The organism is Methylocaldum sp. (assembly GCF_039794385.1).
GTDB lineage: Bacteria > Pseudomonadota > Gammaproteobacteria > Methylococcales > Methylococcaceae > Methylocaldum.
Window position 1 is genome coordinate 1 of record NZ_JBDIVO010000050.1, and the last position, 20,513, is coordinate 20,513.

General features: G+C 52.0%; 16 protein-coding genes. 6 read left to right on the forward strand and 10 right to left on the reverse strand.

The features are described 5' to 3' along the window. On the reverse strand, positions 1 to 1,054 hold a 1,054-nt coding region (locus ABJK70_RS06970), incomplete at its 3' end, for a glycosyltransferase family 4 protein (protein ID WP_347257628.1). A gap of 1,293 nt (positions 1,055 to 2,347) precedes the next feature. On the opposite strand from ABJK70_RS06970, the gene ABJK70_RS06975 reads away from it, so the two are divergent. Next, complete coding sequence (locus ABJK70_RS06975; protein ID WP_077732107.1) at positions 2,348 to 3,397, forward strand: hypothetical protein; 1,050 nt, start codon at positions 2,348 to 2,350, stop codon at positions 3,395 to 3,397. Positions 3,398 to 3,840: 443 nt separating this feature from the next. Here the strand turns inward: ABJK70_RS06975 and ABJK70_RS06980 are convergent, their stop codons facing one another. Further along, positions 3,841 to 4,578, reverse strand: coding sequence for a polysaccharide biosynthesis/export family protein (locus ABJK70_RS06980; protein WP_077732106.1), 738 nt, complete (start codon positions 4,576 to 4,578; stop codon positions 3,841 to 3,843). 99 nt (positions 4,579 to 4,677) lie between these two features. After that, positions 4,678 to 6,090 carry a lipopolysaccharide biosynthesis protein gene (locus ABJK70_RS06985; protein ID WP_347257629.1) on the reverse strand — a complete coding sequence of 471 codons (1,413 nt, stop codon included), beginning with the start codon at positions 6,088 to 6,090 and terminating at the stop codon, positions 4,678 to 4,680. Between the two features lie 1,047 nt (positions 6,091 to 7,137). On the opposite strand from ABJK70_RS06985, the gene ABJK70_RS06990 reads away from it, so the two are divergent. The 4 genes from ABJK70_RS06990 to ABJK70_RS07005 all read left to right on the forward strand — a co-directional run bounded on the left by ABJK70_RS06990 (position 7,138) and on the right by ABJK70_RS07005 (position 11,753). Next, positions 7,138 to 8,010, forward strand: a complete 873-nt coding sequence (locus ABJK70_RS06990; protein ID WP_347257630.1) for a hypothetical protein — start codon at positions 7,138 to 7,140, stop codon at positions 8,008 to 8,010. Continuing rightward, positions 8,007 to 8,699, forward strand: coding sequence for a sugar transferase (locus ABJK70_RS06995; RefSeq protein ID WP_347257631.1), 693 nt, complete (start codon positions 8,007 to 8,009; stop codon positions 8,697 to 8,699). Before ABJK70_RS06990 ends, ABJK70_RS06995 begins: the two co-directional genes overlap by 4 nt. A gap of 85 nt (positions 8,700 to 8,784) precedes the next feature. Beyond that, on the forward strand, positions 8,785 to 10,287 hold the full coding sequence (locus ABJK70_RS07000; RefSeq protein ID WP_347257632.1) for an O-antigen ligase family protein: 1,503 nt from the start codon (positions 8,785 to 8,787) through the stop codon (positions 10,285 to 10,287). A gap of 77 nt (positions 10,288 to 10,364) precedes the next feature. After that, a complete protein-coding gene (locus ABJK70_RS07005; RefSeq protein WP_240502629.1) occupies positions 10,365 to 11,753 on the forward strand; it encodes a hypothetical protein in 1,389 nt (462 codons plus the stop codon). A gap of 338 nt (positions 11,754 to 12,091) precedes the next feature. Here ABJK70_RS07005 and ABJK70_RS07010 read toward each other — a convergent pair whose 3' ends face one another. From ABJK70_RS07010 to ABJK70_RS07040, 7 genes are all read right to left on the reverse strand, one after another. Next, complete coding sequence (locus ABJK70_RS07010) at positions 12,092 to 13,249, reverse strand: glycosyltransferase family 2 protein (protein WP_077732099.1); 1,158 nt, start codon at positions 13,247 to 13,249, stop codon at positions 12,092 to 12,094. 167 nt (positions 13,250 to 13,416) lie between these two features. Next, positions 13,417 to 14,586 (reverse strand): GNAT family N-acetyltransferase, encoded by a 1,170-nt coding sequence (locus ABJK70_RS07015; protein ID WP_077732098.1) that lies wholly within the window; start codon positions 14,584 to 14,586, stop codon positions 13,417 to 13,419. Positions 14,587 to 14,701: 115 nt separating this feature from the next. Then, the gene (locus ABJK70_RS07020; RefSeq protein WP_347257633.1) at positions 14,702 to 15,766 is read right to left on the reverse strand and encodes a glycosyltransferase; all 1,065 of its coding nucleotides are present in this window, start codon (positions 15,764 to 15,766) and stop codon (positions 14,702 to 14,704) included. A 59-nt stretch (positions 15,767 to 15,825) separates the two neighbouring features. Further along, entirely contained in the window at positions 15,826 to 15,960 is a 135-nt protein-coding gene (locus ABJK70_RS07025) for a hypothetical protein (RefSeq protein WP_276205414.1), read from the reverse strand. 23 nt (positions 15,961 to 15,983) lie between these two features. Then, the gene (locus ABJK70_RS07030; RefSeq protein WP_168175510.1) at positions 15,984 to 16,577 is read right to left on the reverse strand and encodes a hypothetical protein; all 594 of its coding nucleotides are present in this window, start codon (positions 16,575 to 16,577) and stop codon (positions 15,984 to 15,986) included. Positions 16,578 to 17,249: 672 nt separating this feature from the next. Then, positions 17,250 to 18,101 (reverse strand): hypothetical protein, encoded by an 852-nt coding sequence (locus ABJK70_RS07035; RefSeq protein WP_086133889.1) that lies wholly within the window; start codon positions 18,099 to 18,101, stop codon positions 17,250 to 17,252. Between the two features lie 371 nt (positions 18,102 to 18,472). Beyond that, entirely contained in the window at positions 18,473 to 18,973 is a 501-nt protein-coding gene (locus ABJK70_RS07040) for an ElyC/SanA/YdcF family protein (protein WP_347257634.1), read from the reverse strand. Between the two features lie 493 nt (positions 18,974 to 19,466). On the opposite strand from ABJK70_RS07040, the gene ABJK70_RS07045 reads away from it, so the two are divergent. Further along, positions 19,467 to 20,399 carry a CPBP family intramembrane glutamic endopeptidase gene (locus ABJK70_RS07045; protein ID WP_347257635.1) on the forward strand — a complete coding sequence of 311 codons (933 nt, stop codon included), beginning with the start codon at positions 19,467 to 19,469 and terminating at the stop codon, positions 20,397 to 20,399. Positions 20,400 to 20,513: the final 114 nt, after the last annotated feature.

Sequence of the window (20,513 nt, forward strand, 5' to 3'; positions counted from 1 at the left end):
TGATTCCGTCTTTTACCACCTCCGGAAAATTGCCGACCGAGGTCGCCACGACCGGCCGACCGAAAGCGTGGGCTATCATCAGCGGCCCGCTTTGAGTGGCGCTGAGATACGGAAAGGCCACAACCGTAGCGAGCTGAATCAATTCGCTCACCTCATGGTTGGGTATGTAACGAATATCGAAAATCGTGCGCCGCTCTATTCCTAACTCCCGGGCCAGTCTGCGCAATTCGTTTACGTCGACCGATTGCGTCGGGTAGCCCGCGACAACCAATTTGGCTCGATATTTATCGCTCTCGATCAAAGCAAAGGCGCGAAGGAGATCGGGAACGCCCTTGCTCACCCGAAGATTGCCGAAAAACAGTACCACCCGGTCGGAAGCCTCGATGCCATAACGCTCGGCTAAGCCGACCTTTTGGGCCTGACTGAAAAATAGACTGGACACCCCGTGCTGGATGATGTGGACGCGCTCGGAAGGCACCTCGAGCTCGGCCAAGAACCGATCCCGATTTATTTCCCCGTGGATGAACACAGCGGAGAACGCTTTATATACGGTTTTCTCGAAAAACCCCGTCGTCCGATCGATCAGGGCATTGATTCGAGACAAGCTCGGATCGCGAAACTCGTACTCATGGCACACGTCCGCCAAAACCAGGCCATGACGCTTAAGCCTTCGAAGAAAAAGCGAGACTCCGGGAAAATAGAACCGTCCAAACAGAATGACGTCGGGTTTCTCGGCGATCAGATAATTCGTCAGGCGAATCCACTGGCCGAGTAGTCGAGAAAACCTCAACACTCTTCGGCCGGTCCACCAGAACCGGCGCCAGGTTTTCGCCAGGACTCCTCGCGGCTGCTTTCGCACTGCGCGCGAATCGACGATCTTCCACAGATGCAATCGCTTGTCGACACGAAAATTATGCGGACAGCCGCTGAGTTCATACTCATCTGCGGTCACTAAAGTGACGTCCGCTCCGGCATTCGCGAGTCCGGTGCATAACTCGTAGGCATAGTGCACCAACCCTCCCTGGCCCGTAGGCTCGACGACAAATATCCTCATCTTAAATCCCTGTCTTATATATAAGGTACCGACAACTTCCCTGTATCAGCACTGACGCCATGAGTCGCTCGATGATCCAACAACCGTGAGGCCCGGCGATTTCCGCCCTCGATAAACCCCACACGGAAGATCAAAAACCTTGGCTAGTCAGCGAGATTACGGTTTCCCTCAACTTGAATTCCGCACGCGATCGAGGGAATGGCGATTTGCTCCGAGGAATAGCACCCGTCGGACGGAGCAGCGAATGCTGGCCCCCAATGGGACCTCGGGTTTAGATGAAGCGGAAACGGTGCGCTGTCCATCGCCAGACTCTCCGCAAGTCGACTATCCTCCTTGAATGGGCCGGGAACGAGAACGGTCCGGCCGAAACGTTTTTCACTATATCAAACAGTCGTCGGATGAGAAAAGACGAACAATCACGACTTGTGTCGCCTTTCTATGGTGCAAGGGGTATGTGCTTAACCGTCGCTCTCCGGCGACCCCTCGACTTTCCGATCCCTTACATGCGTTTCGGGTGTCATTTCCGCCCCCTCCAGTGACCCCATTTTCGCTGCGTACGCCCGGCGCGTCCTCTTCCATCGAACCACACATCTTTTTGGATAGGAGCGATCCTCTGTCGCATATCAGCGTCGATTGATAAGTAATTCTACGTAGTCGGCGACACCCCCAAAAAGCCAATCCCGCGTCAGCTCTAGGTTTGATCGATATTGGCACGGCACATGCTTTCATCGGCTACGCAAGTGACGAGCGACTACCCGACAACAAAAATTGGTTTTACTTCAATCCACTTGCGCTTTTTTGCTTGGAAACTGAAGCGTTAAACATGCTTGCCTTTGTGCCCCTTAGGTAATTGGCGGTCTCGGATATCCGACCCCGTGAGTAGGGCAACACGCTGCTCCCAGAGCAGTTCCCCCGAAAAAACATTCGGGCCTACTCAATCAGCCTTGAATAACCCAGTAATGAATGTCACCGACGTTTGCCTTCATCAAACGTGGCTGATGCCTTTTTCATCACTGAGTTATTCGAAGCGGTACTTAAGACACATGGGATTCAGCCATAGCTTAAAAGGGGGGGTGCTCGTACTTTTGGAAAACGAATGGAACTGCTTGAACAGCCGGTAGTTCGACCAACGCTGAACCTGTCAGGAATGATGGAGTTGGTCCCAGGGACGCTAAAGCTCGGTGATTACGGCGGTTTAGATCAGCCGTCGCACTGAAGCTTACATAACCTGGCATGGCCGCGAAGAGCCGCTATGCCTCGAATTTGTAGCGAAAAAATCCCACGGGAGAAACCATGAAATTTGTAAACTCTTACCTTCCTTCAGCCAAATGCGCCGAAAAACGAGTTGCCGACGGTCGCAGCCATAGAATCGTACGCAAAGCCGTCCATGGCCTGTCGATAGCAGCGACCCTGGTCATGGCTCAATCGGCCGGTGCCGCCGACGATTATGTTCGTCCGTTCGGCCCGAACGCGCCCTGGAACCGACCGGTGGACGGGCTGCCGCGTCATCCCCAGTCCGATGCCTTGACCAATCGCCTGTGGCAATATTCGCCGTCGCGGGTCGGCAATTTCAATCTGTCCTTCAGCGGCTATACCTATCCGGTGTACATGGCCAGCACCGCGAAGGGCTCTTACCAGGTCCAGGCGGGGATGGGTAACCTCAACGGTACCAAGATCCCCTGGAGCCCGGACTGGAAGCCCGCGACCGGCTCCGATGGCCAGGTGATCATCCTCGACCCGGACAGCGGGCAGGAGTGGGATTTGTGGCAGGTGAACTTTAACGGCTCCCGGATTCGCATCTCGAACGGCAATCTGGTGCCGGGCTCGTATTTGACCAAGGAAGACGGCTTCAAACCCTCGCGCGGCTGCGGCATTTCCTATCTCGCCATGCTGGTGAGACCGGAGGAGATTGCCCAGGGCAAGATCGAGCACGCGCTGTCGATGCCGAGCCGGAACACCGCGAAGACCTTCGTGGCGCCGGCCACCAAGTCGGACGGTCGGGTTACCCAGAACGGTATGCCCATGGGCACCCGGTTTGCGCTGAACATCACCGATGCCGAGATCGACGAGTGGGTGAACTCCTTGCCGAGCGAATTGTCGGACCAGACCCGCCAGGCGGCGCGGATCATCGCCGTAGCGCTTAGGGATTACGGCTGGTTCATCTCCGACACGGCCGGCGGCGCGCACTTCCAGTTCGAGGACAACGCCACCGCCAAAGCCAAATGGGAGGCGCTGGGCTTGGGAGAGCAATACATCAACTATAAGAACTATCCCACCGATCTGCTCGATGGCTTGCTGACCAAACAGCGTATCTATGCGATAGCTCCTAGCGACCAATACTGATCGAGCTTATCGGTACGGAAACCCTGCGTGCGCGTTTTCTCGAGATAAGACAGTTCGTCCGTTCCCTCTCAAAGTGAGACCGCACGCAGGGTAAATACCGACTGGGTTAGCCCAAGCCGAGCAGTTCTGAACCCACGTCGCCGTATCCGCCTCCCCGCGATTCGATTGCGAGAGGCGATAATCGTCGGTCGGCTCAGCACTACTCCGAACTCTCCCTCAGCCGGGTTTCGACACTTGGCCACGTCGATCCATCCTCGGGCGGGATTTTTCTCGCCCCGGGATGCATTCATAGATCAACCGAACACCGGAAAAATCGGTTTCGCCAACCTTTCCCTCAGGCTGCTCATGCGTCATGAGGCGCGAGTCGCTCGCGATCTCATAGGCGGAACAGTCCGCCGACGGTCCTAAATCGTTCCAGATACTGCTGGTCCTTTCCTCAAACCTCAAAACAGCGGTATGAAGAGCCCGTTGAGCATCAGTATTTTCCGGATTTGATCCATGAAACCCGCAACCTTCGCCACCCCGCGCTTCGGCACAAAAACGACATCCGTAGGCTGAAGCAGAAAATCCGAATCGCTTAACTCGCCGTCGAGGATATTTTCCACATCGACTTCATGCGTCAACGGTTGGTTGTTGGGTCCTTTTCGGATGACGGTGACATCGTTGATATTTGCAGTCTCCAGGAATCCCCCGGCTTCGTCTATGGCTTGGAGGACCCCGATCTTGTTTCTTACCGTGATGAATCCGGGCTTTGCGATGTCGCCCGCCAAGTAGACCCTCGGCTCGGTAAGCGTCCGGACAAGCACCGTGACGGCAGGATCTTTCAACTCTCCGGAATAGGCGTTCGTCAAAACTTCGTCGAGCTTCGCCGGGTTTATCCCTGCCGCCTGCACGTCGTCGATCAGTTGGAGAGAAATCTTGCCATCCGGCCGCACGATTACCGACTCGTTGAACTCAGGGGTATAAAAGAATTTCACGTCCAGCTGATCTCCGGGCTGAATGATGTAATTAGGCGGAACCTCATACCTGCTCTCCACCTCGGCCAATGCTACGCTGGGATCAAGGACGGGCCGGTTAACCGTACACCCATAGCAGCCCATGATGATGATCAGCGTCATCAGCCCTGCCAGACGACCGGAAATAGCTTTGCGACCTCGCGCAATCGGGTTGACTCCGTTCATAGCATCCTGTCCATTAGATAAGTCGTGGTTTACAAAAATACGTGACGTAATTCGGTACCTGGTTTACGAAAGCTCGACATCTAGCATTCTTTCGCTGCCTTAACGCCTGACGGCATCGAGTATCGTATTTGCTCCCTTAATAACGACCTCCTTTTCTAAAAGCCATAGTGTTCCGAAATAAGCGGCGGCTCCCGTTACTCCGGCAACCAACAGTTGCACCACGGGAGGCTGATCGCCGATGCTGTAGACCAGCGGGGTGGTAACAATGGTGAGCGCGGTCCCGCCGACAAACGCCGGCCTGAGTGCGCGCATCAATTCCGACACCGTAACCCCTATCACCCGTACGATTACGAACAAATGAACGATTTTTACTAGGAATGCCGTTGCGATTAGGCTCAATGCCACCCCTACGAGCTGGTATTGAACACCCACGAGAAGTAAAGGAATCAGTATTATGATGTGTAGTATGCCCATTTTTAACAACAGTGCCGGGCGTCCAATTGCCTTATAGATATCACCCGCTGTCGTTCCGATCGAGAAAATAAGAAATGCAACAGGCAGCAACCGGAGAATCGGAATCGCGCCCAACCACTGAGCCCCGAGCAAAACCTTGACTATAGGTTCCGCTGTGATAATGAGACCGAGAGAGATCGGAACAATAAAAACCTGAACGTATTGGGTTACCGAAAGAAATGCTCGTCGCAGCAAGTGGGGCTGGTGCTGTATCGTCGCTAACGCGGGAAACATCGCTCCCGCCAATACCACCCACACATTCATAATCAGTAGATCGACGATACGATAAGTTATCGAATATATCCCGAGCGCCGCATCTCCGAGGGTTCGTCCAATAACGATAAACTCGATATTCGATACAAGTGCGTTAATCAGGTTAAATGCCATGAAGGGTATGCTGAACTTCAAAAGGCGGCCAAGCTGTGGCTTTTTGATGCGCATCCTGAGTTTTTGCCGCAGTGCGATGCGCGCTAGGACGACGCCCGAAAGCGAACTCGATAGCTGTCCGATGATCAGCGACCATGCCCCGAATCCTTTGACGGCAAGAACGATCGTGACAACTGCTTTGATAAGCAATCGCCCGAGATCCGGTATCAGCTTTTTGCGAAACGCCAAATCCCGCTGAAGAAGCGCAATGTGGACCGAACCGAAAGGATCGATGAGGAACGTCAAAGCAAGTATCCGCAACATCGGCTCGACCGCCGGTGCGCGAAAAAAGACGGCAACCGCCGGAGCTATGGCGAAGGTAAAAAGAAAAAAAAGAATTCCGATGACCAGATTCGCGGCGTAAACGGTGTTCGCCGCTTCCTGTACATCGTTTCGCTGCTGTATCAGGGCGCTTCCTAAACCCAAGTCTTGCAGCAGCGAAAAGTATGAAATGATGATTGTCGCTAGACTGACTATCCCGAAGGTTTCGGGTGGCAAGAGCCGGGTAAGTACTGCCATGGTGATCAGTACGACGCCTTTGCTCAGTGCAAAAGACGCGTAGTTCCACGCCACGGCATGTACGGTCTTTCTGCCAGCATGAATCATTGTTCAATCCCTTGTCGCGAATTCGTTCGCAGGCCATTCTTATGACGTCATGTCATAAGTCCCAACTCTGCTTACAGCACTATTAAGGCAGAACCCTACCGGTCTGCCCTCCTTGTTCATCGTGCGATACACAAACCGACTGGCGCTTCGTACTCTAATATAAATCTTGCCGATACGCCAAGAGATGCGATTCCCTATTGCATTGTTGATACACGTCGCCCGTTGCGTGCATCACGCCGAGTTCCTCCTGGCTGTTATCTCGACCGGGGCGAGTGGCGGCTTAACGCCTTTGTTACACTGGCCGTCGTCGCATGTTTCGAAACCGGCTCAGTTGCTATGACTTAGTTGAACCTCTATCGGCCAGTTGGACTGCCGGGGCAGCGGAAAGATTCAAACAAAGTTATTCTTAACAATATCGAGCTTCGAAAAGCCGATTTTTTGTTGATTTTTGTCTATTCTGATTACGCGACTGTTTGATATAGTGAACGCATTCGGCCGGACTTCGCGCAGTCCCGGTCCGTCCCAGGGAGGATAATCGACTTTTGGAGTCTGGCGATGGACAGCACCCCCATTCACGCGAACCCGAGACACTGCCGTGCAGGCGGATTGTCGCGGCCGCGTTACTCTCCGGCCGGTCTCGTTGCCTGGCCGTTCCTGCATCACGATGTTGAATACCGTCCTCTAGCTCATCTAAATTTGTCGGAGTGCAGCAAAACTTTCGATCTGCATTATGACGGCTTTGAAGCGGTCCCGATCGCTCGAGCTGTCGACGTCGACATTCATTCCGCTGCACCCAAGGTGAATTTAGCGCCTGCGCACAGCCGGCCGAAGCGCGGAAGTCAAACCCGCCGCCTTGGAGCTATCCTGACGGCTTATCGTTCAATTTATCGGAGGTAAAAATACATACAGCGATTGCGCGCAGCACAAGGACTTGATGCAGCGCCCTCTCACTATTCGGAGAATCTTAACGGACAGATAGAGAGAATAAAGTTTGCAGAAAAGGAGTGTTTGCAAATGAAATCTATTTCAAAGGACTTGCTTGGTCTGCTTACGACTGTCTTTATACTTTTCGGCCTAAATACCTTAGATCCGGGAACGGGTTCGATCGCCAGCATCTCCACTCCCACAAAAATTTTAGCCGCCTTGTCGGTGCTCACTATCGTGGCGGGCTGGAAATTCTGGACCAAACATTCCATATACCTGCCTCTCCTATTAGTTATAAGTACAAACCTCGCTTTATCGGCACGCCATAATACCCAATACAATAATTACATCTTCGGTTTTTTAGAAACCATTCTCCTAGGTATATCGGTGTATTTCTCCCATGCCGTCGCCAGGTGGATGGCTTACGTTTCAGAGGAACTGGAAAGCATGCTCTTGAAAGATCTGCATAAACCGATCGCCAAGCTCCCGGACTCCATGAATGAAATCAATACATATCTTTATCAAAGCAGGCGATCCGGAAATCCGCTTAGCGTTATCGTATTAGACGTGAAGGAAAACCTTAACAAATACTCGCTATCCCACTATCGAAAAATGATATTTCATGAGCTTGCCGAACGCTACTTGAAGCGCTATCTGACGGTAAAGTTGATAAACCGGATCGTCGCCGGGTTTCGACGCAGCGACATGATCGTAATGTGTACCGAGCATGACTCCCGGTTGTTAATCATGTGTCCGTCAACAAGTCTCGAAGCATGCAATACCGTGGCTCAACGGATACAAACGAGCGCCAAGAAGGATCTGGACCTTCCCGTATCGGTTGGTGCAGCGTCTTTTCCAAGCGATGGGTTCACACTTGAAGCCTTAATCAAAACCGCCGAGTCAAATATCGTGGATGGCAAGCAGCCCCTGCCTGTCGAAGAAACCGAGGAGCAAGCTGCATGATTACCCCAACGCTAAGAGAGCGATATGGAAATGATCTCGACTGGTTAGGTCGATTCAAGCCAAGACTAAGAATCTCCAACAACCAGGGTTACTTGATAGCCAAGCGGCTATTCGACATGCTATTTGTAATACTTACGAGTCCATTGTGGATACCGCTAATATTAATTATTTCATTGTTCATTAAACTGGAATCTCCACGAGATCCCATTTTCTTCTTACAAGAAAGGACCGGTAAGAACGGCTATCGGTTTTGTATCTTTAAATTCAGAACCATGGTTCCAAATGCTGAAGCGCTCAAATGTGAACTCATGCACTTGAACGAACTACAGTGGCCGGACTTCAAAATCCAGAATGACCCGCGGATAACCCGCGTAGGAAAGATATTGCGGAAAACAAGCCTGGATGAACTCCCGCAAATTTTTAATCTCTTGTTCGGCCAAATGACGTTAGTCGGACCACGGCCGACATCTTTCCACCCCGAAACCTACCGGCTCTGGCAAACCGAACGCCTGGATGCGATACCGGGAATCACGGGCTTGTGGCAGATTCTGGGTAGAAATAAGACTGAGTTCGACGAACGCTCACAACTCGATATCGCTTACATTCAGCGAGCCTGTCTCCGACTCGACCTGGAAATCCTTCTGCGAACTTTCCAGGTAATACTGACCCGGCGCTCACTCGGTTGTTAGCAAACTGAGCCGGACGGGCTCGCGATGCAAATTGTTCCCTTAAGGGAGAACAGTGCAATTTTCGATCGAACATAAGGAGAAAAGAGTGTCTGCAAAACCATGGACTTGGCTATCCCAACCTGAAGGGATCGGGCGGCGGATCGCCGCACAAAAATGGGATCTTTTGGCCCTAGGCACGAGTGCGCTGGTGCCGGTTGTATTGATTTCCCAACTGGAAGCTCTTCAATTGGCACTGATGTTCATTGTCGTGTTTGTCGGAATTCCAGCCGCCGTTCTCACTTTTGCACGTACCGACTGGGGTTTGGCGGCATTGACATTCATCATTTATACGAATGCCTCGGATGTCGCCATCGAGCACGGTGCACCATCGCCGACTAAGTTGTACGGCGCCGCGCTGCTCACCGCATTCACGCTTCGCTTCATCGGTGGCGATAGACCCGTTGGAGCCGCCAAACCGGCCCTGCTCGTCCTGATATACATGCTGCTCGTCTTGGCGTCGTTATCCTATTCGGACTACTTTCGGGACGCACAGGAATTCGTCTTCAATAACATCAGGGAAGGAATGATTTGTATTCTCATAATACTAATATCACGAACTGCCGCCTCGTTTAGGCTCTTGATTTGGGCACTAGGATTCGGGGCACTATTCTTAGTATCCATGAATTTTGCCCAATTTGTTACTGGTGCTTATTGGTTCAAGTTCGCTGGATTTGCAAATGCCGAATATGATGAGCTCGCAAAGGAATTGGGCGATTATCGGATATCGGGCCCTTTGACCGACCCCAATTTCTATGCCCTCATCCTTCTACCCATAGTGCCATTATGTATCGAGCGGCTGTTAAACGAACCCATTCGGTTGCTTCGCCCGCTAGCGGCAATTACGCTCGCTTTGGTACTCCTGGCCATCAGTCTCACCTACTCTCGCGGCGCACTTGTGGGCATATTCGGAATGCTGTGCCTTGCACTTATGCACATTCGCGTTTCTCCCAAGGTGTTAACATCAGGCCTCGCCGTACTAATCTGCCTGCTCGCCCTTGCTCCGAGTGCTTATGTCACTCGTATAAACGATATGGTCGCCACGTTTTCCGGAGAGAAAGATCCATCCGAAACCAGCGCCGCAGACATTTCGGTCGACGGACGCAAGGCGGAGATGCAAATCGCGTTGCGTATGTTCGTGGATAACCCGTTGTTCGGAGTTGGAGCCGGTAATTATGTTTTCAATTTCCAGCGCTATAGCCAGGACTTACACCTTATGAATCGCGGCGAAAATCGAAACGCACATAGTCTTTATCTTCAGATAGCCGCTGAACGAGGACTTATCGGTTTGGTGAGTTTCGGAGCTCTGCTATGGTTTATGGTCAAGAGCCTGAAGCAGGCAAGATACACGTTCGAACAAGCAGGACGCCACGACTATGCAACTTTGGTAACTGCCTTTAGCATAGGAGTTTTCGGTTTTCTTGTGAGCAGCTTGTTTCTGCACGACTCTTATCCAAAATATTTTTGGATTCTGATGGGAATTGCCCTTTCTTTACCGCAAGCGGCCGAGTGGGAAATGGCTCACTCTGGTAAGCGTTCGCTCTCTACTTAACTTTTTCAATAACTCACTATAGGGATATAACAGTGATGCTCTCTAATCGTCAAATACGAGATTCTAATTTGGTCGCCATGGTGATCAGGCATAAACGCAAGGCTTTGGTGGCTTTCTTAGTAGCCTTATCGGCTGGAGCAATTACCGCAATTCTTGAAAAACCGGTTTATGAGGCACATGCCGCGTTGTTGTTCAACCTGGGTCGTGAGTACAAATACATACCTGAATTCAGCGGCCCCTATAGTAGCTCTAGGCGTGAATTCAAAATGGAGGAATTGCTCAACACGGAGTCGGAGCTTCTGAATAGCACAGACTTACGGCAAAAAGTAATCACTTCGATAGGCATCAAAACGCTATACCCTGAACTTAAAGACGCAAATCCTCAGGATCAATCCGTAATGGATGCGGCGCTATTGAATTTCGACAAAGCTCTCGCCGTCAAAAGCGTGAAAAATTCGGGCGTCATCCACGTCTATTTTGCCCATCCGGATTCGGTTGTCGCGAAGCGGGTCGTCGACTTGCTCGTTAACAGTTTTATCGATAAGCACGTCCGAATTTACGGAGAGTCCCGCGCTCCGTTTTTCGAGCAAAAACTCGCCGAGTACACCGTAGGCCTGCAAGAAGCCACGCAGAGTCTACGCGACTTCAAGCAACAGTACGGGATAATTAACGTCGACGAACAGATACGGTTACTGTTGCAAAGACAGTCAGCCGTAGAGGAAACGCTCCGGCTTTCCAAATCGAGGGCTAATGAACTGTCTCATAAATTGGCCGCTCTGCAAAAGTTGAAAAACAGGGTTCCGCGGAATGATCCGTTGTCCACGGGGGTGGACTTTGCGCAGCAAAGGCTCCTCGAGCTTCAGCTGAAGGAGCAGGAGCTTTTGCGGAGATACAATGAAAACAGCAGGACCGTGAGTGAAGTTCGACAAGACATCGATAACGTGAAGGCATTCATGCGCCAGAACGAAGAGGAAAAAGCGGCGCAGATTCGGCGTCAGCCGAACCAGGCTTACTGGGCGCTGGAACTGGAAACGACCCACCTCGAGCCCGAATTGCTGAGCGTCCAGACAACCATTAAGGATGCCGAGCAGACCCTGAGGCAGGTCAACGATCAACTATCGGTCATCAATATGCATAAGGGAGAATTGCTTAATCTTGAAACGCGGCTAGCGGTAAAGGAAGGCCTCTATCGTGATTATCTGAGCAAACTCGAGGAAACCAAGATTTCCGAAGAACTGGACCTCAAGAAAGTTACCAATGTCCGCGTCTTCCAGGAGCCCACGATATCTCCGAAGCCATTAAACGCGGCAAGACTCTTAAAGGTAATGGTTGGTGCGCTTTTTGGGCTTTTGGCTGCCTTCATCGTGGCCTACTTTGCTGAGTTGAAGCGACGCGGGCTTTACACACCGGAAGGTGTCGAAGAAAAGCTCGGCGTGCCGGTCCTGGCTCGAATCCCGTCCCCATAAAGACCTTCGAACGGAGTGGCCGGCATTTGGGAACAGTGGACACACTCGGCTGGGTAAACCCGCTGTCGTCAGCGGATGGGCGGTCTCGAGGCCGCCCTACCCCGCTCGACGGCTGTGCACCTCCTTTCGATGGACGATCCGTCGGCGCCTGACTTCCCGCGGACTATCGTCGTGCCGTCTCGATGGGCCTCAGGGCATCCGTGCGCCCCACACCCCACAGCCACAACACTGATCGAACGTCCTTGGAAGCTGCGATCCGCTTGCCGGAGTCGTTACCGCTTCATCAGCAGACCGAACTCACCATCGAAAAGGAAAGCGCTCGCAGAACGAATCTGCCCTCACTCCGTACGGCGCGCTTTCTCCCAAAGAACGGTCTGCCTACCTTTCGAATACCTCACCAGACCGCGGAAGGACGCAAAATTTCCGCTCGCGATGTAATACCAAATCCCCAACAGCCCTACCTTCCAACCGAACTTTTCCGAGATCCATCCAATAACGGCCAGGAAACCAAATGCGATTTGGGCCCAAAATAATGCAATCACTATTTCGGGAGTATCCGGTAAAAACATCAATCCCGCGCTGGAAAGAAAGACACCGGCACTGAAGAACGGCAGGAAGAGACGCATGACCTTATGAGATACCAATTCGAAAATTGCGAGCTTGTCGTTCCATGGCCATAATGCCCGAGCATCCAGGAGCATCTGAAAGCGTCCGGCTGTAATGCGCTGCCTTCGCAAAACCTCGTCGCGCGTGGACATCGCCGAACTTTGGAAACACAGCGCCGCCGGATCGTAGATGACTCGAAATCCTTTCCGCAATGTCTGCATGGCGAGGCAGGCATCATCGAGAATCATATTGGTCGGTATAGGCTCGAATATCGATGCGCGAATGGCGAGCATCGCCCCGCTGACACTGACGGTCGACCCGCATTGCGTTTCCTTCGTTTTAATGTAAGCCTCGTAGCCCCAATACGATTTCTCGGAGCCGAAGATCGGCGATCTGTTTTTGTGCAAACGCCTGTTGCCATTAACGCATCCGACCTCTGGATCATTAAAATTCCGAACCAGAAGCTTTAGACTATCGGCACGATAAATGGCACGTGCGTCCGAAAAAATCAGGATTTCACCCTTGGCTAGAGCGGCGGCCCGATTCATCGCGGCAGCCTTCCCTTCCCGCACAGGGGAGTGAACAATAGTGATATCCGGTTTATCGGTATATTTACTGATTATTGATGACGTTCTATCCGTCGACCCATCATTAACCACTATCACCTCGAGCAGATGCGCCGGGTAATTCAATGACAGACTATTCTCAATTTTCCTGCCTATAATATCCTCTTCATTGTAAGCGCAAACAATCAAGCTGACTGTCGGGTGAATCGGCGCTGCGTCGATTCGACGTTGTCTTACCGAGGCAAGCGCTGTAATTAAGATGGGGTATCCGATATAGACGTAACAAATTAAGCCTAGACATAACCAAAAAATTGATAACATCATAATCCCTTGATGTCTTTGTCTAACGGCATTGATGACAGTGTCGAAAGGTTCATGAATGGCCTAAATCATCGAACTATCGGCCACTCTAAACAACCTTGCTAATACGACACATGAAGTTTCACTTGCTACGTATTTACTCAACGAATTGCGACTCCTTTGCCTATTAGTCAAGCACGAGCGAATCGCCCGGGTATGATATTCAAATTCCTCAACTTCGGCTTCAACACCAACCATACCGGGCGAATCTCAAGAAGTGCTTTTTGATATACGTAAGCAATCCATCCTCGCACGGTCGGCCTACATAGATAGTAGTGAAATACGTTGTAAAATTGGGGCTTCCATCCACTATGCCATGATGCATCCGTAATCAAATTATTAAAACTAATTCCACCCTTGTTCTCATAATAATTCATAAGATATTCGCGAAGCAGATGACCTGGACTACAGAATGAATAGTTTTCATCATAACCGATCTTTACGGTATAAAGGGTACTATCCGTAATGAGACTGAACTCCACAGATATAGGCTTTTTATCATGCCACATAATATGAATTTCGCATCCGCCTGATCGGGAGTAGTGTTCCATTAGCAGCCTATAAAAGGACTCGAGCTTTTTGTCTAGTTTTATGGCTGTACCAGATCCTTTTCTACCTTTCCAACCAGAGGCTTCAACATCTAAAAAAGCCTCGTAAGCCATGCCGAGTTCCGGATGCTTTGATGCAGACGTGTAGGTTATGTTTCCTAAATCTTCGGCACGCTTTTTTGCTCGTCTCATATTATTTCTGAAAGTTTTCGAAAACCCTTGAAACATTAGATTATAAGGACGCATAACTATATAGTCGCATTGCCCACAGGATCTTCGAACATTCCAGATATTAGACTGTTCAGCTAGTGCAGTGACTGCGGCTGATTCTTCAAGGACACGCGGGAGATAAATATAGTCCCAGGAAAGGCCTGGCACTTCTTTCAGATGTTTTAAAACGAGAGGCACGTAAGTTTTTACGCGTTCGGGTTTAGCAACCACAAAATCATTGAGGCACATGTGCGGATGGCTCGGGAGTTGCAGCACCCTCATCTTCAGCCCGAATATTCGTTGCGATGATATCTTCAGTGGGAAAATGGCTTCCGGATTGTCGCTTACATATACCACCGTGAATAACACCGTATCGGGCTGGTCTTCCAGAGCATTTAGATAACAACGGTACCAGTCCGCGAGGTGAAAAAATCGCTTGCCATCCATAACCTTCGTTATGAACTCCCACTCGGTTGCGATTTCCTCGAGACCGGATATCCCTCGGAACGTTTTGATAGTTACCTTTTCCGAAATACTGCGCATTATGCAATCCCTTGCCCTTGTTCTTACGGTTAGCCGTTCCATTGGTTAATGGTGCAAAACCCGTGATATTTCGATCGTTTCGTAGTCACCGGTTTAACTCGAAATATCTCAGTGCCTATAGAGGTAAACCAGATTGATAAATTTCCAAGGTCTTCCCGTACATCTGCCTAGTACCGGACTTCTGCTTGACAGCGTAAAAAGCGGCTTCGCCTAAACCGTTTGCCTCGACCGGATAATCCATGAGCCAACAAATTCCTCTCGCCAGTGCATCCACATCCGCTGGCGGAACAAGAAACGCGGTTTTTCCGTGGTCGAATAGCTCGGCTAGCCCTCCCACTCCGCTCAAAAGCAAGGGGAGACGATGATTGCATGCCTCCAGGACCGCATACGGCAGACCTTCGGAAAGAGAAGGCAAACAAAACACGTCGCTGCCGCTTAAGAGGACGGAGACATCGTTGCGAAAGCCTGCAAAGTGGACAATCTGTTCGAGATCCGCCTTCCTTACCAGTTCTTCATATTCGCTGCGCAGATAGCCATCTCCCACGACCAGGCACCGTAGCCGAGGCCTGGACTTCGCCAGGCGTGCCAATGCCTCGAACAAGAACCTGTGACCTTTTACGGATTCGAGCCGGCCGACTACCGTGACTACGAACACGTCGGAACTCCATCCTAGCTCCTTGAAGAATGGAGCAGCCCGCCCGGCCGATGTTTCCTCGGTATATTCTATGGCGTTGTGGATTAGCGAAATTCGTGTCGATGGAATGCCTAGTTCGGCGAGATATTGGTGTACCGATTCCGATACGGCGATAAAGTGAAAACCGAGCCGATAGCTCAACTGCAAAACCAGCTCGTATAGCCGCCCTTTCAGAGTGTTGGCGTATTCCAGCCCATACGCACTGTGAACAGTGCAAATACTTCTTGCACCTGCCCATGTTGCGGCCAATCCCCCCCAAAACTGGGATTGCGGATTATGAGTATCCACTACCTTATATCCGCCTTTTCGAATTAGGCGATACAAATAGAGCAATATTCTCGGATCGCCCCGTGAAAACGGCACGGGGAACGAGACTAAATCAGCGGCTTCCAGGCGATGATGCAATGCCGAGCCCTTCAAAGTCGCGACGGCGTAAGGACGTTCGCCGTGAAGCATTCGCGCTAAGGCGGTAACGCGTACATCCACGCCTCCGTAGTATTTCGCTAAATCAACAATCAAAATGGGGTCATTTCGAAGCATGGCCTTCAAAAAGCTGTTGACGAATTAGCTCTAAAATTCCTTTGACCTAAAATCGGCAAAATATCTTTCTCCGAGCGATGTATATCGAGTTGAGCTCCAATTTCAGTCAGCAGCTTCTGCGAAATTTTTACGATATCCATGGTCACTCCCTCGTTCGGAAAACTCATTCAAGGTATCTTTCCCATGGCGTATTCTTCAACGCCCCCCTAACTTCGTCGAAGTTCGAAATAAGCTGATGGAGCGGCTCCGGATTCTGCTTCCTATACGCGATCCTATTTGAATTCCATTGTTTGGCGCCTACGAAGTTTATTGCCTTCGAGGCTATGTTATCGAAGTCGTCCACCAAATCTTCATAATAAATTTCGAGCATATCGTGGTCTGCGAATCGACCACGTGTTTGGGATTCCCAATTTTGGATCTGCATTATTTGCGCAACTAAATTTCCCGGTTCCAGGTGGACTTTCTTTCGGTCAACCGGAACTTTTTTCCGCAAATTCCTCTGCAGCCAAATATCGGTTTTGAATGCGATGGCCAGGGACACCAGTGTCCTCAAGCGATTACGGCGCATCAAGTGGATGATCTTGAATTCCTTCAATTTCTGGAATTCAGTCCATTCTTGGTTGGTCAAGTGGTTATAAAAAATCTTGCACCCGACCGCGCGGACGCAGCGTGCATATTCGTTATATAGACGAGATATACCTTCATTAAAACCTTGCCCGATAATCCGGTTATCCGAGCTAAATATCTCATGGAACATCTCGACCTCAGAGCTGGACCGGAATACGTCCAACAAGAGGTTTGAACCCGTGCGTGCATGCCCGATAAGCGCAAATCGGGTATATTGCGTGTGCACCCCGGACGCATAACTCATAGCCCACAACGAGGCTGCCTTCAAAGCCGAATGTAGTCGTACCAAATTACTGACTCCCACGGGTGTTTCTTATTGTTTCTGTGTTGGGTGGTTACAGCATCTATCCGACGTTCCTTGCCTTGGGAAAAATCCAAAGCGTCGTTGCCAACAGCAGACTCCGGCATAACCCTACTCGTTGAGTTAACCTATCAAGCTACCTGGCGAGGGTTGCGGCTAAAACAACCTATTTCGAAACTAAGAAGCCCACTAAAGGCTCCTTAAAAACAAAACCAATATGCAAAGCTCAACTTAACGAGTTTGAGCATAAACTGAGATACCGACTGGATGCAGAGTCTAGACCGGTCACTTTTTCGGCCATTTGAAACATCCCTGTGCACCCGAATACGTAGGTGCATTGTGCTGGTTAAACCACTGATATAAAACTCGAACAACTACCTAAGAAAGGCTACTTACACGAGTCAGCGTGTCCTCAGGTGTTACACTCGGCCGTCGCTTCCCCTTCTCTTTCTTTCGTCCGAGCACCAGCCACAACCGAGCCTGCGGTCGGTACATCTTGTATCAGTTACTAGGAGCGATTGCGTAGATACGCTGTTTGGTCAGCAAGCCATCGAGCAGATCGGTAGGGTAGTTTTTCCAGCCAATCGATTTCTCCCCCAAGCCCAGCGCCTCCCATTTGGCTTTGGCGGTGGCGTTGTCCTCGAACTGGAAGTGCGCGCCGCCGGCCGTGTCGGAGATGAACCAGCCGTAATCCCTAAGGGCCACGGCGATGATCCGCGCCGCCCGACGGGTCTGGCCGGTCAATTGGCTCGGTAGGGCGTTCACCCACTCGTCGATCTCGGCATCGGTGATGTTCAGCGCAAACCGGGTGCCCATGGGCAGTCCATTGTCGGTAGCTCGGCCGTCCGACTTGGTGGCCGGCGCCACGAAGGTCTTCGCGGTGTTCCGGCTCGGCATCGACAGCGCGTGCTCGATCTTGCCCTGGGCAATCTCCTCCGGTCTCACCAGCATGGCGAGGTAGGGAATGCCGCAGCCGCGTGAGGGCTTGAAGCCGTCTTCCTTGGTCAAATACGAGCCCGGCACCAGATTGCCGTTCGAAACATGGACGGCGGCCCCATCGAAACTCGCCTGCCACAAATCCCATTCGCGCCCGCTGTCCGGGTCGAGGATGATCACCTGGCTATCGGAGCCGGTCGCGGGCTTCCAATCCGGGCTCCAGGGGATCTTGGTACCGTTGAGTTTGTTCCATGATGGCGCTCGGACTGGGTAAGAGCCTTTCGCGGTGCCGGCCATGTACACCGGATAGGTATACCCGCTGAAGGACAGATTGAAATTGCCGACCCGCGACGGCGAATATTGCCACAGGCGATTGGTCAAGGCATCGGACTGGGGATGGCGCGGCAGCCCGTCCACCGGTCGGTTCCAGGGCGCGTTCGGGCCGAACGGACGAACATAGCGCGTAGTTGCCGGAGATGGATTAGTTGTTTTCGATCCTCCGGCGCGCAGAGCGGTCGGATCATCAACTGCTCGCGGCGTCGCGGCGCCAACCCAAGAGCAACCGCAACATGCTCCCAAAACGATACTGACTAGGCAGTACCTCAAAACATCCTGTTTATTCATGACACTCCTTTTTTGATCGATTCTAAACAAGAGCCGCCCTCTTTAAAACCGTAAGAGACCAACGGAACGTCTTTTTGCAATGTGGAGAGCGACGAGCGAACGCCACATCGAGGCTTCATAACGGGAAAGACCTCGAGCGATCGGGGTAGAGACGGCAAGTCACACTACCGAGCCATGATCTCCCTTCCAGGATAAAAAATCAGGGTAGTGTAAAGATAAGCGATCGCCTCGTCCGTTACGGTTCGAAATCCCTCGCTGGACCGCCACCAGCGCATCGGGTCGTGACTTTCATCCTCGACGGCGATGACACCAACGGGGATAGACCGCCCGATAGCCCCCTGGAACAACAGGCGGCTTCGGCGGGCGTGAACCCCGAGCGACACAACGGTCAGCGAGCGTTCCTCAATCCCGTTCCGAGCAAACCAGTTTCGTAGAGCGATAGCGGATATGTACGTCCGATCCGTCCTGCTCCGCGGCGCCGGAACCGGCTGGACTACATCCGCATCCAGCCCCAGTTCGACCAACATGGCGGCGCCGGCCTCGGCGGACGTTCCGTATTTCTGGAGCAACCGTCCTCTCTCGATAGGGCCGCCGGTGACGTAGAGCCGGGTGTATCGACCGCGTTCGAATTCGGCAATCACTTGCTCCATCGCGTAATCCGGCATCCATCCCTCTGCCACAAGGCCGCCCCCGGAAATCGGGGCGCTGATCGATAAAAAAGGATGGATCCTACCAACGATGAAAGCGGCGGAACTCAAGGAAACAACAAAAAGAACCATCCAACCGTGAACGGTAGGCAACCAACATGAACGTCGGTGAATCAGACCAAGACATAGCCTACGCCGCGTAAAATCCGTTTCTTGCATGTCCATTCCTAAAGGCACCCTTGTGCAGGCACAGAGATATCGATCGAGGCCGCCCGCACCGGAGGTGGAGACGGCGCGATTAATACTGCTTTGGTGAATCGTCGCTCAAGCCCGATGCGACATAAGGAGCGCCGCCTCGCAGGCTCGTGCATTTGTACCCAGCAGGGGGTTCGGAAACGCTCGGCTTCCCACCGAACGGTGCCGTTTTACCCACCATGCGCCATATGAGATAGACTTTCGACCATTTAACGCGCCATCGGCTTTAGCGCATCAATGTTTCAAATCCTTTGTCATGCTTTCCCTAAGAATCGTTAGTTCAGCGGTGCTGGCACCTTTGTTGGTCATACTTCTTTGCGCCTCGCTCGCCGCGTTTTTCGCCTACCCGATCTTTTGGATCACGGATGGTGCCATCGGGTTTCATACCCTGGTAAACCGCAGCGGTCATTTGCTTCTCCTTCTCAGCATCATTCCGGCGGCGAAATTCTTCAGCCTGCGCCGTCCGGACATCGGGGTGGGAACCAAGTCCGAGCTGTCTCGCCAGGTCGCGGTCGGTGTTCCGTTGGGAGCCGCCATGCTCGCCCTTCATGCCTTGGCGTTGATCGCCCTGGACGTTCGCGAGATCGATATGGATGCCTGGTCGAACGCCCATCGCCTCGGAATGACCGCACTTAAGGCACTCGGCATAGGATTGGTCGTGGCAATCATAGAAGAAACGATTTTCCGCGGCGTTCTGTTCGCCGCACTTCGAAAAGCGGCCGGAACCCTATCGGCCGTCGCCATCAGTTCCTTTTATTTCGCCCTACTCCATTTCTTGCGCAGCGACTTGAAACCCGCAGCGGCCGATGTCGACTGGACTACAGGTTTTCGAATCGCAGGGGATGCCCTGGCCACTCTTCCAACCCTGGATCCCTCCTCTTTTCTCGCGTTATTCCTCGCGGCAGTCTTTCTCGCCTGGATTCGGGTGGCTTTTCCCTTGGGCTTGGGCTACTGCATCGGCATACATGCCGGGTGGGTCTGCGTCATCAAGACCACCAAAGCGGCAACGAACGGCGTTCCGAACGGATACTGGTCGTTTTTGACCGGGTCTTACGACGGGATGATCGGTTATCTCACCGCTGCCTGGATGAGCGCCCTGATCGTGCTGCTCGTGATCCGCATCCGCCGCCGGTCCGGCCCTGAAAAGGATCGGCGGTCGCCGGGCAGATTAGCGAAAGAGCCCATTTGAATACGATGACTAAAGACGATTTATTCAAAGAAAAGCGTCCAATGGTGACGGATTTCGATTTCGGAAAGGATACCGCCGAGGTTTTCGACGACATGCTGGATCGCTCGGTCCCCT

Bases quoted from the DNA above. Each gene is read 5' to 3' on its own strand.
- ABJK70_RS06975 (WP_077732107.1), top strand. From the start codon at position 2,348: ATGAAATTTGTAAACTCTTACCTTCCTTCAGCCAAATGCGCCGAAAAA.
- ABJK70_RS06980 (WP_077732106.1), bottom strand. From the start codon at position 4,578: ATGAACGGAGTCAACCCGATTGCGCGAGGTCGCAAAGCTATTTCCGGT.
- ABJK70_RS06990 (WP_347257630.1), top strand. From the start codon at position 7,138: ATGAAATCTATTTCAAAGGACTTGCTTGGTCTGCTTACGACTGTCTTT.
- ABJK70_RS06995 (WP_347257631.1), top strand. From the start codon at position 8,007: ATGATTACCCCAACGCTAAGAGAGCGATATGGAAATGATCTCGACTGG.
- ABJK70_RS07005 (WP_240502629.1), top strand. From the start codon at position 10,365: ATGGTGATCAGGCATAAACGCAAGGCTTTGGTGGCTTTCTTAGTAGCC.
- ABJK70_RS07010 (WP_077732099.1), bottom strand. From the start codon at position 13,249: ATGATGTTATCAATTTTTTGGTTATGTCTAGGCTTAATTTGTTACGTC.
- ABJK70_RS07015 (WP_077732098.1), bottom strand. From the start codon at position 14,586: ATGCGCAGTATTTCGGAAAAGGTAACTATCAAAACGTTCCGAGGGATA.
- ABJK70_RS07025 (WP_276205414.1), bottom strand. From the start codon at position 15,960: ATGGATATCGTAAAAATTTCGCAGAAGCTGCTGACTGAAATTGGAGCT.
- ABJK70_RS07030 (WP_168175510.1), bottom strand. From the start codon at position 16,577: ATGTTCCATGAGATATTTAGCTCGGATAACCGGATTATCGGGCAAGGT.
- ABJK70_RS07040 (WP_347257634.1), bottom strand. From the start codon at position 18,973: ATGCCGGATTACGCGATGGAGCAAGTGATTGCCGAATTCGAACGCGGT.
- ABJK70_RS07045 (WP_347257635.1), top strand. From the start codon at position 19,467: ATGCTTTCCCTAAGAATCGTTAGTTCAGCGGTGCTGGCACCTTTGTTG.